The organism is Patescibacteria group bacterium (genome assembly GCA_004297215.1).
Lineage (GTDB): Bacteria > Patescibacteriota > Patescibacteriia > UBA9934 > GWF2-40-263 > 2-01-FULL-63-20.
Genome location: SCUM01000002.1, coordinates 38,744 through 53,028, shown reverse-complemented (window position 1 = coordinate 53,028; position 14,285 = coordinate 38,744). Strand labels below are relative to the sequence as shown.

Below are 14,285 nucleotides of genomic sequence, written 5' to 3'. Positions count from 1 at the left end.
ATCGAAAAACAGCCGGCATATGACCGGCTGTCCATCACTCTTCAAACCCTTACAACCCTTCAAACCTTTACCACCTTCACAACTTCGTCTGCAAATACGCGATGAGCACCACCTGGGCGAGGAGGGCGTAGTACAGCGGGACGTCGCCGCGGCGTTTCACGAAGAAGTCGTGGAAGAAGAAGTGCACCACGTTGAACCACTTCAAGAACGGAGTCTTGGTAATCTCATAGACGCCCACGAGCAGGTCCGGCAGCACGCCGCCGATGATCCCCCAGGTGAACGTGCGCGTGTGGTCGATGTCACGCGTGTTGGCAATCACGAGCACGAACAGGATGGCCACGATCGCGTCCACTGTCACGTAGGCGACCGCGCGATTCTGCCTGGTCTTGTGCACGCGGAAGTTGTCGCTGATGCCGGTGTCGCCGTGGGGGATCATGTCGATGAGCAGGTGCGACACGAACCCGCCGACGAAGGCGAGGGCGGGGTTCCCGGTGGCGCCTCCGATGACGGCGCCCAGGGTGGCGTGGGTGGTGAGGGTCATAGCTTGAACGGGGCTAAGGTACCACGAATCCCCGGGCATGGGAAGGGATGGACGATGAGAGAAAAACGTGTTACATTCGCCCCGCGCTGGAGTGGCGGAATGGTATACGCGGCGGACTCAAAATCCGCTGTCCGCAAGGGCATGAGGGTTCGACTCCCTCCTCCAGCACCAGCCTTCGCTCCTTGAGAGGAGCTTCGGCTGGCGGTGCCAGCGAGACTTGCCAAAGATGTGGCAATCGACTATCCTTTCCGAGCCATGATGGCTGGGTAGCTCAGCCCCGACGCCCAAAGGGATTCTGGGGGGTCGGGGGTCCGACCGCATCAGCGCGTCGGACTTGGTTACGAGGTTATGGCTGGGTAGCTCAGTTGGTTAGAGCGCGGGACTCATAAGCCTGAGGTCGCCGGTTCGATCCCGGCCCCAGCTACCAGGATTCTCAACGCAGAATGATCGCGGGGTAGAGCAGCCAGGCAGCTCGCCAGGCTCATAACCTGGAGGTCGCGGGTTCAAATCCCGCCCCCGCAACCAAAAAATCCTCTCTTCGGAGAGGATTTTTTGTCCTGAGCTTGTCGAAGGACCCCGCTCTCCGGACGGGTGTTTTTGTTATAAAAAATCCGACGGTCAGACCGTCGGATCAAGGAAGCCATACGCCGCGCGCTTTCAGCCGGTCGAGATAGAACTTCCGGTTGTTCGGCGGTTCGATGCCGAAGTGGCGACGGAAGAATTTGAACGCGCCGTGCGAACCGAGCCGTCTGCGGACCAACTCGACCGCGTCGCCGGCCGCCTTGCAGCCGTGGCAGTAGAAGAATCCGGCGCGCGTCACGAACCGGAGCGACGGGCTCTTCTCTGCGTGGAAGAGGCAGCATCGAACCAGGTTCCCGTGCGCGGTCTTCCGGAAGGTATAGCCGAGGCGCTTCAGCACGGCCTCGAATGACACGGTCGCACGCACGCGCGTCCGATACTCTTCGAGTACGAGTTCGTAGTCCGGATCAGGGTTCAGGCCGATCCGTTTGCGATGACGGATCCGAGCCATGTTCCCTCCCATGAAAAGAGCCCCTACGGCGGATCCCGCCCAATCCTCGGATCTGCAGCATCCTCGGATCGCAGCCTTCCTCCTCTTTAAGCGTACAGCCAGGTTTCACGTCTCTCTTCCGGGCGGTGGACAACCGCAGGGGCATTGCCTGGTATTGAAACGTGTCCTTTTCTCGGTCCATGACCTTGATGGCTGACCGGAAGACCTTAGGGCAGCGAGAATCGGGTGTCAACCCGCCATTTTTCACCCTTCCGCTTTCCTCCCCCCTCCTCTATACTACCCGCGATATGGGGCATGTCGTGGCGATCGCGAACCAGAAGGGCGGGGTGGGGAAGACCACCACGTCCGTGAACCTGGCGGCGTACCTTGCCGACGCCGGCAAGTTCGTGCTGCTCGTGGACCTCGACCCGCAAGCGAACGCCTCCTCGGGGCTCGGTATCGATCACCGGACGATTCCTCACGGCGTGTACGAGGCGCTCGTGGGCGCCGTGCCGGCCCGCAACGCCGTGCTGCCGACCACGCACGAGGGGCTCAAGGTGCTTCCTGCCACCCAGGCGCTCGCCGGGGCGGCCGTGGAGCTCGTCACGGTGGCCGACCGCGAGCATTTCTTGCGCAAGGCGCTGCTTGAAGTGAAGAACGACTACGACTACGTCATCATCGACCTGCCGCCGAGCCTCGGCATCATCACGCTCAACGGGTTCGTGGCCGCCGATTCGGTGCTCATCCCGGTGCAGGCGGAATACTTCGCGCTCGAAGGGGTAGGACAGCTCCTCAACACCATCAACCTCATCAAGGAGAACGTGAAGCCGGAGCTTGACGTGATGGGCGCGGTGATCACCATGTACGACTCGCGCACGCGGCTGTCCAAGGAGGTGCTCGAGGAGCTCTACCGCTATTTTCCGAACAAGATCTTCCGATCCGTCATCCCGAGGAGCGTGAGGCTCGCGGAGGCGCCGAGCTTCGGGAAGACCATCCAGCAGTACGATCCGGGTTCCAAGGCGGCCAAGGCGTATGAGCGTCTCGCGAGGGAATTCATCATGAGAGAGGAAGGGGTGATATAATGGATCGACTATGGCGCTCGGAAGGGGGTTGGGTTCGCTTATTCCCGGAAAGCAGACGATCACCGAACAGGTGATCCCTTCGGCGCGCCGCGAGGTGACGGAGATCCCGGTCGCCCAGGTCCGCCCAAACCCGCGCCAGCCGCGCGCGCATTTCGCGCCGGAGGAGCTCGCGGACCTCGTCGCGTCCATCAAGGAGCACGGGGTGCTCCAGCCGGTGATCGTCACGCGCGTGCAGGGCGGGTACGAGCTCGTGGCCGGCGAGCGGCGCCTGCGCGCGAGCATGGCGGCCGGGCTGGGCACGGTGCCGGCCATCGTGCGCGACGCCACCGAGCAGCAGAAGCTCGAATGGGCGCTCATCGAGAACGTGCAGCGCGCGGACCTGAACGCCGTCGAGGAGGCGCTTGCGTACAAGGCGCTCATCGAGGAGTTCAATTTTACCCAGGAAGACACGGCCAAGCGCGTGGGCAAGAGCCGCAGCGCGGTGGCGAACGTCCTGCGCCTGCTCGACCTTCCCGAGGAGATGCTCATCGCCATCCGCGGCGGGAGGCTCTCCAAGAGCCATGCGCGCACGCTCCTTGCCGAGCCGGACGAGGCCAAGCGCCGCGCCTTGTACCAGGCGATGCTCTCAGGCGGCGTCTCGGTGCGCGAGGCCGAAGCGCGCGTGAGCCACGCGAGCGCGGGAAAGAGGCCGTCGAGCGCCGGGAAGAAAGACCCGAACATCGCCGCGCACGAGAAGCGCCTGCGGGAGATTCTCGGGACGAAAGTCTCCATCCAGGAAAAGGGAGGAAAGGGGAAGATCACGATCGAGTTCTATTCGAAAGAGGAGTTGATCGACCTCTTGGACAAGCTGTCGGAATAGGAAAAACGGGCCGACGGCCCGTTTTTGTCATCGTGCCTCTTCACCTTTCTTCTCGCGACCGTGGAGCATGCCCGCGAGCCAGCCTTTCACGTTGTGCTTGGTGGCGTCCTTGATCTTCTCGCGCGCGTGGCGGGTCTTGGCGTATTTCAGCCAGTCCGGATTCGGGCCCTTGCGGTTGCGGTCGGTCACCACCTCGATGATGTCTCCGGAGTACAGGACCGTATCCAGGTTCGCGAGGCGCTCGTTCACCTTCACGCTCGTCATCTTGTTCCCGATCTCGCTGTGGATGGCGAAGGCGAAATCCACGGCCGTGGCGCCGTCGGGCAGGTCGATCACGTCCCCCTTGGGAGTGAACACGAAGATGCGGTCCTTGAACACGTCGATCTTCATCGCCTCGAGGCGCTCCAGGAACCCTTCCTTGCCGGCGATCTCCTTTTGGATGGCCGCGAGCTCTTCCATCCAGCGCAGGTTCTCCGTGGGGCGCATGCCGGCCTCCTTGTACCGCCAGTGCGCCGCGATGCCGAACTCGGCCATCTCATGCATCTCTTGGGTGCGGATCTGGAACTCCACGATCTCGCCTTCGTCGCCGAACACGGTGGTGTGCAGCGACTGGTAGTTGTTGGGCTTGGGCTGGGCGATGTAATCCTTCACGCGGCCGGGGAGCGGCTTCCAGGCCTGGTGCAGTACGCCCAGCGCCGCGTAGCATTTCTCCACGTCTCCCACCATGATGCGCACCGCGATCACGTCGTACACCTTGGACAGGTCGTTGCCGTACTTGGTGAGCTTGCGGAATAGGGAATAGATGCGCTTCACGCGCCCGTGCACCTGCGCCTCGGAAAGCCCGGCTCCCGCAAGCACCGCATGGGTGCGCGCGATCATGCGGTCCACGTAGGCGCCCTTCTCGCGGACGCGGGTCTCCATGATACGGCGCACGCGCTCGTAGTCCTTGGGCTGGAGGTAGGCGAAGGCGAGGTCCTCCAGGTCGCCTTTCATCTCGCCCATGCCCAGGCGTCCCGCGATGGGGGCGTAGATGTCCATCACCTCGCGCGAGGTGCGCAGCTGCTTATGCTCGGGCTGCGCGTAGAGCGTCTGCAGGTTGTGGAGGCGGTCGGCGAACTTGATGAACACCACGCGCACGTCGGAGGCCATGGCGAGGAACATCTTGCGCATGTTCTCCACGTAGCGCTCCACCCCTTGGTACTTGATCTTCTTCAGCTTGGTGACGCTGTCCACCAGCGCGGCCACGTCGGGCCCGAACTTCTCGCGCACCTCGTCGAGCTCGATCCCGGTGTCCTCGATGACGTCGTGGAGGAGCCCGGCCGTGACCACGTTCACGTGCATCCCCATTTCCACCAGCTTGTAGGCGACCGCGAGCGGATGCGTGATGAACGGATGCCCGGTCTCGCGTTTCTCCCCCTTGTGCGCCTCCGCCGCCAGCTCATACGCGCGGCGCAGCAAATCCAAATCCGGCGCGCGGTACGTTCGCCTGACCAAGGCGGCCAATTCCTCGAAGGTATGCACGATTTCCGGCATAGGCGTTCAGGGCGTGCATGAGATACGGTATGCCCGCGCGAATGGTCTGTAAAGCCGTGCTATCATGAGGCAAACATATCCACACCCCTATGTCCATCGATTCGGCACCAAGGCCAGACCTGCGCGACGCGCCTGATAGGCGGCGCGACGCCCCGGCGCCCTCTCTCGACGCGGCGGCACACGCGAAGAACATCCGAGAGGCTCTTAAGGACTACGAAGAAGACAAGAAGCCTTCATTGATCATGGGCGCCGAAGACAAGGCGTACCGTCTTGCGGAGTCCGTCGAAAAAAAGGCGGCGGACGCCTTCTACGCGACCCCGGTCGCCGCGCTCGGGGCCGTCGAAAAGGGGATGGGCGGCCTCGACAAGTCGCTTCACTCGCTTGAGAAGTGGGGCGAGAAGCACATGAAGGCGATCGGCGAAGTGCCGTTCATCGGCGGCTTCCTCTTGTGGGGCGCGGAAAAGATCGGCCTGATCGGGGACGGAGGAACCGGGCATGAGAAGAAAGAGGACCATGGCCACGCCAAGACAGGCGACCATGGAAAGAAAGGAGGCGGAGGACATCATTAGAAAAACTTGAAATATGAAAACTTGAAGTACCAATGAACACGTGAAAGGACGAAACAAAAGGCGAAACGTTTTAAAATGTTTCGCCTTTCTTCTTTTCACGTGTCCTTTCAAGATTTCAAGTTTTCATGTTTCAAGTTTTGTCTTCCTGCTCCATGTCCGTTTGGGAGCCGCGCGTTTCTTCGCGAGCAGGGCGATCGCTTCTTCGAGCGTGACCGTCTTCGGGTCGGTTCCTTTCTTGACGGTGGCGTTCGTCTTGCCGTCCGTGACGTAGGGGCCGTAGCGCCCGTCCTTCACCTGGATCGTCCCCTTCGTTTCGGGATCCTCGCCCAGGGTGGCAAGCGGCTCCATCATCTTGCGCTTGCGCTCGACCCCTTCGGCGATGATGCGCTTGGCGTCCGTAAGCGACACGGTGCGCGGGTCGAAGGCGGGCGGGAGGCTCACGTACGCCTTGCCGAACTTGAGGTACGGGCCGAACCGGCCGACGTTGGCCTCGATTGCCATCCCGTCATCCATGGACCCGACCTCGCGCGGGAGTTCGAGCACCTTGAGCGCCGTCTCGAGGGTCACCGTGTCCATGTTCACGTCGCGGGGCAGGGAGCCGCTACGAGGCTTGTTCACCTTCGCCTTGCGGTCCTCCTCCTTCCATTCTCCAAGCTGCACGAACGCGCCGAACCTGCCGCTCTTCACGAACACCTCGAGGCCGCTTGCGGGATCGATCCCGAGGGAGCGTTCCTTGAGCACCTCCTCGCGCTTGAGGCTGCCGGTCTTCTCGGTGATGCGCTCATGGAACGGCTCGTAGAATTCCTTGAGGGCCGGCGCCCACTTCTCGGTTCCTTCGGCCACGTCGTCGAGGGTCTTCTCCATCTTGGCCGTGAAGGCATAGTCCACGATGTCGGGAAAATGCTCCTTAAGCAGGTCGGTGACGATGCCGGCCACTTCGGTCGGTTTCAATTTCTTGTTGTCATCGCGTTCCACGTATTCGCGGGCCTCGATGGTGGAGATGGTCGGAGCATAGGTGGAAGGGCGGCCGATGCCGTGCTCTTCCATCACCTTCACAAGGGTAGCGTCGGAATAGCGAGCCGGCGGCTCGGTGAAATGTTGCGTGGGCACGATGGCCGTGGCGGTGACCGCATCGCCCTTCGCAAGCGCAGGCAGCACCTTCTCCTGCGCGGAGCGGTACACCTTCATGTACCCGTCGAAGCGCACGGAGTTGCCGTTGGTGCGGAAGCCGTAGCGCGCGGCGGCGATGTCCACGCCCGTGCGCTCGAGCTCGGCGTTGGGCATCTGGGTGGCGAGCGTGCGGCGCCAAATGAGGTCGTAGAGCCGGAACTCGCCCGAGTCCAGGTCGCCTTTGATCGAATCGGGCGTCACCGACGGGTCGGTGGGGCGGATCGCCTCGTGCGCCTCCTGCGCCCCCTTCTTGTCGGTCTTATAGGTGCGCGCGCCGGTCGCGTACTTCTCGCCAAAAGCGCCCTTGAGATAGGTCTGCGTCTCGCCGAGGAATTTTTCCGCGAGGTTCGTCGAGTCCGTTCGCATGTAGGTGATGCGCCCCGTCTCGTACAGCTTTTGCGCGAGCGTCATGGTCTGCTTGGCGCTCATGCCAAGCTTGCCGTTGGCCTCGATCTGAAGGGAGGAAGTGGTGAAGGGGATCGGGGGGGCCTTCGTGATGCGCTTCTGTTCGACGGCAGTGACGGCGTACGACGCGCCTTTGAGGCCGTCGACGATGTTCGCCGCGTCGGCACCCGTCTTCACGTCGAGCTTGTCCAGCTTCTTCCCGTCGATCGTCGACAGCTTCCCGTCGAACGCCACGCCGCCTTTTTCGAACGACGCGTCGATCGTCCAGAACTCGTCCACCTTGAACGCGTCGCGCTCGCGTTCGCGCTCGACGACCAATCGGACGGCGACGGATTGCACGCGCCCGGCGGAGAGCCCGCGGCGCACCTTCTTCCAGAGGAGAGGCGAGAGCTCGTAGCCCACGAGCCGGTCGAGGATGCGACGCATCTGCTGGGCGTGCACCATGTCCATGTGCAGCGTGCGCGGATGCGAGAGCGCCGCCTCGATGGCGTGCTTGGTGATCTCGTGGAAGGTGATGCGCTTCGCCTTCGCCTCGTCGAGCTTCAGGATCTCCGCGATGTGCCAGGCGATGGCCTCTCCTTCGCGGTCTTCGTCGGTCGCGAGCATCACCTCGTCCGCGTCCTTGGCCGCGGCCTTCAATGCCGCGACGTGCTTTTCGGCGCGCTCCGGCACCTCGTAGGTGGGTTTGAACCCATGCTTCACGTCCACGCCGGTCTTGGAGGCCGGCAGGTCGCGCACATGGCCGAAAGAAGACAGGACCTTGTAGTCCTTCCCCAGGAATTTGGAGATCGTCTTCGCCTTGGTGGGCGACTCCACGATGACGAGTGTCTTAGGCATAGGGCCGATAGTGCCCCGAAAATGGGGAATCGTCAATTCATCCACAGGAAAACCATTGACGAAAACGTCTTTTTCTGATGGAATGACTTTAACAATTCATACGACCCTCCGTGTTGGGGGGTCGTTTTATTTTCTGTATGCCTGATGTCATTCCCGCGGAACGAATCGAGAATAAGATTTATCTGATGAGAGGGAAAAAGGTGATGTTGGATTATGACCTCGCCATTCTTTATGGGGTGGTCACAAAGACCCTGAAGCAGTCAGTGAACAGGAATATCGAACGTTTTCCTGCCGATTTCATGTTTGAAATGACCGTTCAGGAAATGGAGAATTGGAGGTCACAATTTGTGACCTCCAATTTCGCGAGGATGGGTCTGCGCCGGCCGCCTTACGTGTTCACCGAGCAAGGAGTCGCCATGCTCTCCAGCGTCCTGAAGAGCAAGCAAGCCATCGCCGTCAACATCCAGATCATCCGCACCTTCACGAAACTCCGCGAAATGGTCGCCGACAACCAGTCTCTCCGCCTCAAGCTGGAAGCGCTCGAGAAGCACTACGACGAGCAATTCCGCGTCGTGTTCGATGCGATCCGTCGCCTGCTTGCTACGGACGATGAGCCGAAACCGGAGATCGGGTTCAAGGGTTAGGCTTGACGATTGACAGAAAGTCATTTTTGCGGTACATTTCGACCTCGTTCATTCTATGGAAAGTGGTGTTGAAAGTGGCATCTTGAGGCTGAAGTTCGGCCCCAGGATGCCACTCTCGACATAGGTGAGTTCCAAAACATGCGGTTGCATGTTAAGGAACAAACCGGAGTGGTTTATAGGAGGTTGTCATGGCGGGATTTCCTGTCTCCGGCGACCAGTACAGAACGATCGACCGTCGCATGAGCGACATCAAGCGCCAGCTCTGCGTGGCGGACGGCAGCCCGCTCGATCCGCAGGCGGTGATGGACGCGCTGCAGCAGATTGTCGAGGGCAACTTCGACGCCGTCCCCAAAGGCCTGCGCTCGCTCATCGACTGCGATGCGTCGCCCACGTGCCTCGACGGCTGGAAGGTCGTGGAGCACGTGAAGGGTGGCCAGCTCGACTTTGACCCGTCGAAGATCGCGTTGTACCTCGACGAGGCGCAGAAGGAGAAGAAGGGCATCGTCGGCAACGAGCTTCGCACGAAGCTCAAGGGCAAGCCGGTCTTGAACGCCAACGTTCTCGACCACCTGCTCGACAACACCAACCTGATCCCCGCTTCCTGGAAGCAGGATGAGAACGGCAACACCCATCACATTCTCTTCTGGGGAACCATCTATCGCGGCTCCGGCGGCCGCCTGTTCGTCCGGTACCTGTACTGGCTCGGCAGGCAGTGGCTCTGGAACCACTACTACCTCGGCAGCGCCTTCGGTGTCGAGAGCCCGTCCGCGATCCTCGCAAGTTGAGAACTTGGGGTTTAGGCACTTAGGGCGTCCTAGTCCTATGAACCTTTGCCCTTTGTCCTTGCGTACGACGGAGCCTCGCACTTATGCGAGGCTCTTTCCTTTAGACTCGTGCCCAATACCTCCCGCCCGCGTTTTTCACCACGTTCTTCATCTCAAGCAGCGTGAGCGTGCCGCCAACCAATGCGGCCGGGAGACCGGTGGCGCGGACGAGTTCGTCCATGTGCAGCGTGGCGTCGGCGAGCGCCTTCATGAGCGCGTCTTCTTCGGGAGATTCGGCGATGAAGAGCGAGAGCTGGGGTTTGGCGGTGGGGATGGAAAGCTGCAGCGCCTCGAGCACGTCTTCGGCGGACATCACCGCGATCGCGCCGGATTTCAACAAGCGATTCGGCCCTTCCGAGAGCTCCGAGGTGATGGGGCCGGGGACGGCCATCACGTCGCGGCCTTCGTCGAGGGCGCAGCGCGCGGTGATGAGGGAGCCGGATTTCTTGGCGGCTTCCACGATGAGAACGGCCTGGCACAGCCCGGCGATGATGCGGTTACGGCGCGGGAAATTGAATGCGCCTATGGGCGATGCATCGTTCATTTCGGACATCAGCGCCCCGCCGCGCGCGATGATCTCGGCCGCGAGCGGCCGGTTGGTGGCAGGATAGATCTTCGTATCGGTGAGCGTGGACCCGAGCACAGCGAGCGTCGTCCCTCCCGCATCGAGCGCAGAGCGGTGCGCGAGGCCGTCGATCCCGAACGCGAGGCCGCTCACGATGACCACTCCGGCGCGCGCGAGCGGCTCGACGAGGCGCTCCACGGCCTCATGCCCGTAACGCGTGGGCGTGCGCGTGCCCACCACGGCCAGATGCGGCCGCGTCGGGTCGGGCAGATTCCCGCGCACGAACAGCGGTTCGGGCGGGTCGTGGATCTGCTTGAGCCGCGGCGGATATTCGAAATCCGCGAGCGTGAGCCCGCGGATGTCATCCATACCACTCTTGCGCCTTATCCGCAGCCTTCGAGACGAGATTGGGCAGCGCAGCTGCCTCTTCTTTTGTCCATTTCGCGAGCACCCATTCGTCGAGCGGCATGTGGCCGGACTCATCGCGTCCGATGCCAACTTTCAGTCTGGCGACGGACGTGTCAGCGGGGAATTGCTCAAGGATGGATTTCATCCCGTTGTGTCCGGCGGCCGAACCGCTTTCGCGCAGACGGAGTTCCGAAAACGCGATATCCGCGTCATCGAGCACGATGAGGATGTCCTTCGGCGCAATCCGATACTTCGCCGCGGCCGCCTTCACCGCTTCGCCGGAAAGGTTCATGAAGGTGGAAGGTTTCAGAAGGACGAGCTTCTCGTTCGGCGCTTCCCCGACTTCGCCTTTCAGCGCTATTTTTCCTGAAAACGAGACGGCCAACCTGTTTGCGAGTTCGTCAAGGACGAGAAAACCAGCATTGTGCCGCGTCTTCGCGTATTCGTTGCCAGGGTTCCCGAGGCCGACGATGAGTTTCATAGTGGTGAGAGGCGGTAAGGCCTCAGGCGTGAAGGCATGAAGGTGTTTTCCCTGAGGCCTTGTCGCCTGAGGCCTTCCTGCCTATTTTCTCAGTGACACCGCCGTCGCCACCTTGATGCGGATCTCGATCGGGCTCCCTTTGTAGCCGAAATGTTCGCGGAGGCGGTTCTCAAGATACCGCAGGTAGCTTGGGTGCAGCACGTCGGTCTGCTTCGCCTTCACGGTGAGGTGGAAGGTGGGCGGCGCGATACCGGTCTGCACGAGGCCGAGCACCTTGGGGTGCGACGGGCCTTTGCCGCGGGAGGGAAGATGGCGCTTGGTGGTCTCGCGCAGGAAGGCGTCGAGCTCTTCCTCGGTGACGACCATGTGCCGGCTGGTCTCCACCTGGTCGATGATATCAAACAGCTCGTTTATGCGCTTGTTCGTGATCGCGGACACGAACACGATGGGCGCCCAGGAGATGAACGGGAGCTCCCGACGAACCATCCGTTCGTATTCCGCCGCGGTGCCCGGCGTCTTGTCGGGCACGAGGTCCCACTTGTTCACGACCACGATCACGCCCACGTTCGCCTCCGCGAGCATCCCGGCGAGCGTGCGCTCCTGCGAGGCCAGCCCCTGGCTCGCGTCCAGCACGAACAGCACCGTGTCAGTGCGCTCAAGGAGCTTGCGCGCCCGTTCCACGCTCGCGCGCTCGAGGCCGCCCTTCTCGCGCACCTTGTGCATCTTGCGGATGCCGGCCGTATCCACGAGCACGTAGGTGCGGTCGCCCACTTCCACCTGCACGTCATTGGGGTCGCGGGTGGTGTGCGCGATGGGGGAGACGATGAACCGTTCCTCGCCCAGGATGGCGTTCAGGATGGAGGACTTGCCCACGTTAGGCTGGCCGATGACCGCCACGCGCACGGGTTTCACCTGGGAGATCTCCGCGGGCTCGCGGCCGTCCTTCTTGAGGAGCGCATAGACCTCGTCGAGCAGGTCGCCGAGCCCCGTCCCCTTGATGGCCGACACCGCGAGGGCGGGCGGGAGCGCGCCGAGGCGCCATTCCGGCGACGTGGCGACGTCCGCGTTGGCCGCGGCCCCTTCGGTCTTGTTGGCGACGGCGATCACGCGTCGTCCTGAGCGGGCGAGCTCCGCGGCAAGTTTGCGGTCCTGCGGGAGCGGGCCCACCTTCTGGTCCATCACGAACAGGATCACGTCGGCGCGCTTCATGGCCAAGTTCGCCTGCTTCACCACGTCGTCCTCGATCGAGCTCGTGCGCTCCACGTCGAGCCCGCCCGTGTCCACCACCTTCACGACCTTCCCGCGCCAAAGGCAATCACCCTCGATGCGGTCGCGGGTGGTGCCGGCCACGTCGCTCACGATCGCCTTGTGGGTTTCCGTGAGACGGTTGAACAGCGTCGATTTCCCGACGTTGGTGCGGCCGATGAGGGCAATGGAGGGGATGGGGGAGGGAGACATAGGCGGTAAGGCCGCAGGCGTGAAGGCATGAGGACCCTGAGGCCTTGTCCGCCTGAGGTCTTCTCGCCATTAATTCCTCGCTAAGTCAGCGGAATTTTGCCCCAAGATGACCAAAAAGTCAACGGTCGAGTCCGTGGCGAGGGCAGAAGGGTCTTCGGGAGTCACGGAGAGCTCTCGCGGCAACACGTCGCCCGGCCTCACCCAGCCGCCGCTCGTGCGGGTGACTTCCGCCTCGAGGAACGTGCGCAGCGCCTTGAGGTCGTCGGGGGCCTTGCCGTCGGTGAGGTCGTACACGACCGTGTGCTCGTAGGCGCGGTCCTTGGCATTGCCCACCTTGGACACCGTGAACCCTTGTTTCTCGAGCAGCTGGGAGGTGCGGAAGCCCAGGCCGTTCACCGTGGTGCCGTTTTGCACCTCGATGTTGACCATCTTCGGTTTCGGCGGGGTGGCGGCGAGCGCGGCTGACGCCGCGTTGAAGATGTCCGCGGCCATCGCTTCGATCGGGCGCCAGTCGTCGTTTTTCGGGAGCAGCACGTAGGCGCCGTTGAGGCTCGTGGCGTACAGCGGCGACTCCGGGCTGGCGTCCAGCACGCGGCTCGCCACCTTGGCCGGATCGAGGTCCTTCATGAGGCCGGCAAGGCGGATGATCTCCCACAGCTGGAGGTTGGTGGCGACGTTCTCGCGCACCGCGTCCAGGATCCTGGCGATGCGCCCGGGGTTCAGCAGCGTTTCGGTGGAAACGAGCTTCTCGCGCATGGCGAGCAGGAGCTTCTGCTGCCGGCGCGAACGCGCGAAATCGGACGCCTCGCCGTTGTTCCCATGGCGCGAGCGCACGAACATGAGCGCCGTGGCGCCGTCCATGTGCGTCCATCCCTGCTTGAACGACAGGAGTTCGAATCGGCAGGAGTAGTCAGGGGGAGGCGTGAAGGCTTCAGGCATGAAGGCTTCAGCCGCCGAGGCCTTATCGCCTGCGGCCTTGTCCGCCTTACTTCCGCATTCGGCCTCTTCCTTGCCGAGGATCGGATACTGCTCGTCGGTGAACGCGCGGTCCACGAACACGTCGAGCCCTCCCAGTTCGTCGACGACCTGCGCGAACCCGTCAAAGTCGACGCGCACGTAATAGTGGACCGTCTGGTCGAGCACGTCGCCGATCACCTCTCCGGCGAGCGCCGGGCCCGAACCGGGCTCCGCGTTCTCGCCGAAGGCGTTGGCATTGTTCACCTTGCGCCAGCCGTACCCCGGGATCGGCACGGTCATGTCGCGCGGGATGGAGAGCAGCCCGACCTGCTCGGTGGACGGCTTGAGGCTCGCGAACAGGATCGTGTCGGAGAGCTGCGGCCCCTCATGCCCGGCGCCGCCCACGCCCAGGAGCAGGAAATTCACCCGGTCGTCCTTCTCGCCCCGCAGCTCCCGGTCCTCCGAGGAGACGAGGTGGCGAAGGGTGGAGAACAGGTTGAAGCTCGGGAACGAGCCGCCGCTCTCACCGCTCCAATCCACGTTGAACGACAGCGCGGCGAGCGCGACGGAACCCGCGGCGAGGAACAGGGCGAGCAGGCGGCCGAAAAAAAGAATCGGCTTCCGGGGCGAAGCGTCGAGTTGGTACTTCTCGCGGAGGAAATCGACCTTCGGCTTGTCCATAGCGTTGCGGTGGATGATACGACAAACCCTCGGGCATTTCAACCATCCTTCCGCGAAACAAAATCCACCCGTCGCCGGGTGGATTTTGGTGGACGTTGCTGGGATCGAACCAGCGACCTCACCGATGTGAACGGTGCGCTCTAACCAGCTGAGCTAAACGTCCTGAAGGTCGAGGAACCGGGCAGATCGTAGCATCCGACGGCTGTTCAGGCAAGACCCTTGAACCGGGGCGGAATCCGTGATATCCTCGAAGGAAATCGTT

13 protein-coding genes and 4 tRNA genes are annotated in these 14,285 nt (G+C 62.5%); 8 read left to right on the top strand and 9 right to left on the bottom strand.

Annotation, left to right across the window (positions count from 1 at the left end):
* Nucleotides 1-76 precede the first annotated feature (76 nt).
* Nucleotides 77-541 (bottom strand): hypothetical protein, encoded by a 465-nt coding sequence (locus tag EPO34_04400; protein TAK03276.1) that lies wholly within the window; start codon nt 539-541, stop codon nt 77-79.
* Between the two features lie 85 nt (nt 542-626).
* On the opposite strand from EPO34_04400, the gene EPO34_04395 reads away from it, so the two are divergent.
* The 3 genes from EPO34_04395 to EPO34_04385 all read left to right on the top strand — a co-directional run bounded on the left by EPO34_04395 (nt 627) and on the right by EPO34_04385 (nt 1,066).
* A tRNA-Leu gene (locus tag EPO34_04395) sits at nt 627-712 on the top strand.
* Nucleotides 713-891: 179 nt separating this feature from the next.
* Nucleotides 892-968 (top strand) — tRNA-Met (locus EPO34_04390).
* Nucleotides 969-989: 21 nt separating this feature from the next.
* Nucleotides 990-1,066 (top strand) — tRNA-Met (locus tag EPO34_04385).
* A 106-nt stretch (nt 1,067-1,172) separates the two neighbouring features.
* On the opposite strand, the gene EPO34_04380 is transcribed toward EPO34_04385, so the two are convergent.
* Entirely contained in the window at nt 1,173-1,583 is a 411-nt protein-coding gene (locus EPO34_04380; protein TAK03275.1) for a hypothetical protein, read from the bottom strand.
* A gap of 275 nt (nt 1,584-1,858) precedes the next feature.
* On the opposite strand from EPO34_04380, the gene EPO34_04375 reads away from it, so the two are divergent.
* Both EPO34_04375 and EPO34_04370 read left to right on the top strand, forming a co-directional pair.
* Nucleotides 1,859-2,632 carry a ParA family protein gene (locus EPO34_04375; GenBank protein TAK03274.1) on the top strand — a complete coding sequence of 258 codons (774 nt, stop codon included), beginning with the start codon at nt 1,859-1,861 and terminating at the stop codon, nt 2,630-2,632.
* 10 nt (nt 2,633-2,642) lie between these two features.
* On the top strand, nt 2,643-3,491 hold the full coding sequence (locus EPO34_04370) for a ParB/RepB/Spo0J family partition protein (GenBank protein ID TAK03273.1): 849 nt from the start codon (nt 2,643-2,645) through the stop codon (nt 3,489-3,491).
* Nucleotides 3,492-3,518: 27 nt separating this feature from the next.
* Here EPO34_04370 and EPO34_04365 read toward each other — a convergent pair whose 3' ends face one another.
* The gene (locus EPO34_04365) at nt 3,519-5,024 is read right to left on the bottom strand and encodes a bifunctional (p)ppGpp synthetase/guanosine-3',5'-bis(diphosphate) 3'-pyrophosphohydrolase (GenBank protein ID TAK03272.1); all 1,506 of its coding nucleotides are present in this window, start codon (nt 5,022-5,024) and stop codon (nt 3,519-3,521) included.
* Between the two features lie 89 nt (nt 5,025-5,113).
* Between EPO34_04365 and EPO34_04360 the strand changes: the two genes are divergently transcribed.
* The gene (locus EPO34_04360; GenBank protein ID TAK03271.1) at nt 5,114-5,593 is read left to right on the top strand and encodes a hypothetical protein; all 480 of its coding nucleotides are present in this window, start codon (nt 5,114-5,116) and stop codon (nt 5,591-5,593) included.
* 123 nt (nt 5,594-5,716) lie between these two features.
* Here EPO34_04360 and topA read toward each other — a convergent pair whose 3' ends face one another.
* Nucleotides 5,717-8,005 (bottom strand): type I DNA topoisomerase, encoded by a 2,289-nt coding sequence (gene topA, locus EPO34_04355; GenBank protein ID TAK03270.1) that lies wholly within the window; start codon nt 8,003-8,005, stop codon nt 5,717-5,719.
* 137 nt (nt 8,006-8,142) lie between these two features.
* On the opposite strand from topA, the gene EPO34_04350 reads away from it, so the two are divergent.
* Both EPO34_04350 and EPO34_04345 read left to right on the top strand, forming a co-directional pair.
* Complete coding sequence (locus EPO34_04350; GenBank protein ID TAK03269.1) at nt 8,143-8,649, top strand: ORF6N domain-containing protein; 507 nt, start codon at nt 8,143-8,145, stop codon at nt 8,647-8,649.
* Nucleotides 8,650-8,837: 188 nt separating this feature from the next.
* The gene (locus tag EPO34_04345) at nt 8,838-9,434 is read left to right on the top strand and encodes a hypothetical protein (GenBank protein ID TAK03268.1); all 597 of its coding nucleotides are present in this window, start codon (nt 8,838-8,840) and stop codon (nt 9,432-9,434) included.
* Between the two features lie 100 nt (nt 9,435-9,534).
* Here EPO34_04345 and dprA read toward each other — a convergent pair whose 3' ends face one another.
* The 5 genes from dprA to EPO34_04320 form a co-directional block, all read right to left on the bottom strand.
* Entirely contained in the window at nt 9,535-10,521 is a 987-nt protein-coding gene (gene dprA / locus EPO34_04340; GenBank protein ID TAK03267.1) for a DNA-protecting protein DprA, read from the bottom strand.
* Nucleotides 10,400-10,927 (bottom strand): aminoacyl-tRNA hydrolase, encoded by a 528-nt coding sequence (locus EPO34_04335; GenBank protein ID TAK03266.1) that lies wholly within the window; start codon nt 10,925-10,927, stop codon nt 10,400-10,402. Before EPO34_04335 ends, dprA begins: the two co-directional genes overlap by 122 nt.
* An 81-nt stretch (nt 10,928-11,008) precedes the next feature.
* Nucleotides 11,009-12,385, bottom strand: a complete 1,377-nt coding sequence (gene der / locus EPO34_04330; GenBank protein TAK03265.1) for a ribosome biogenesis GTPase Der — start codon at nt 12,383-12,385, stop codon at nt 11,009-11,011.
* A gap of 69 nt (nt 12,386-12,454) precedes the next feature.
* Nucleotides 12,455-14,023, bottom strand: coding sequence for a LytR family transcriptional regulator (locus EPO34_04325; GenBank protein ID TAK03264.1), 1,569 nt, complete (start codon nt 14,021-14,023; stop codon nt 12,455-12,457).
* Nucleotides 14,024-14,109: 86 nt separating this feature from the next.
* Nucleotides 14,110-14,186: transfer RNA gene (locus EPO34_04320), tRNA-Val, on the bottom strand.
* Nucleotides 14,187-14,285 lie beyond the last annotated feature (99 nt).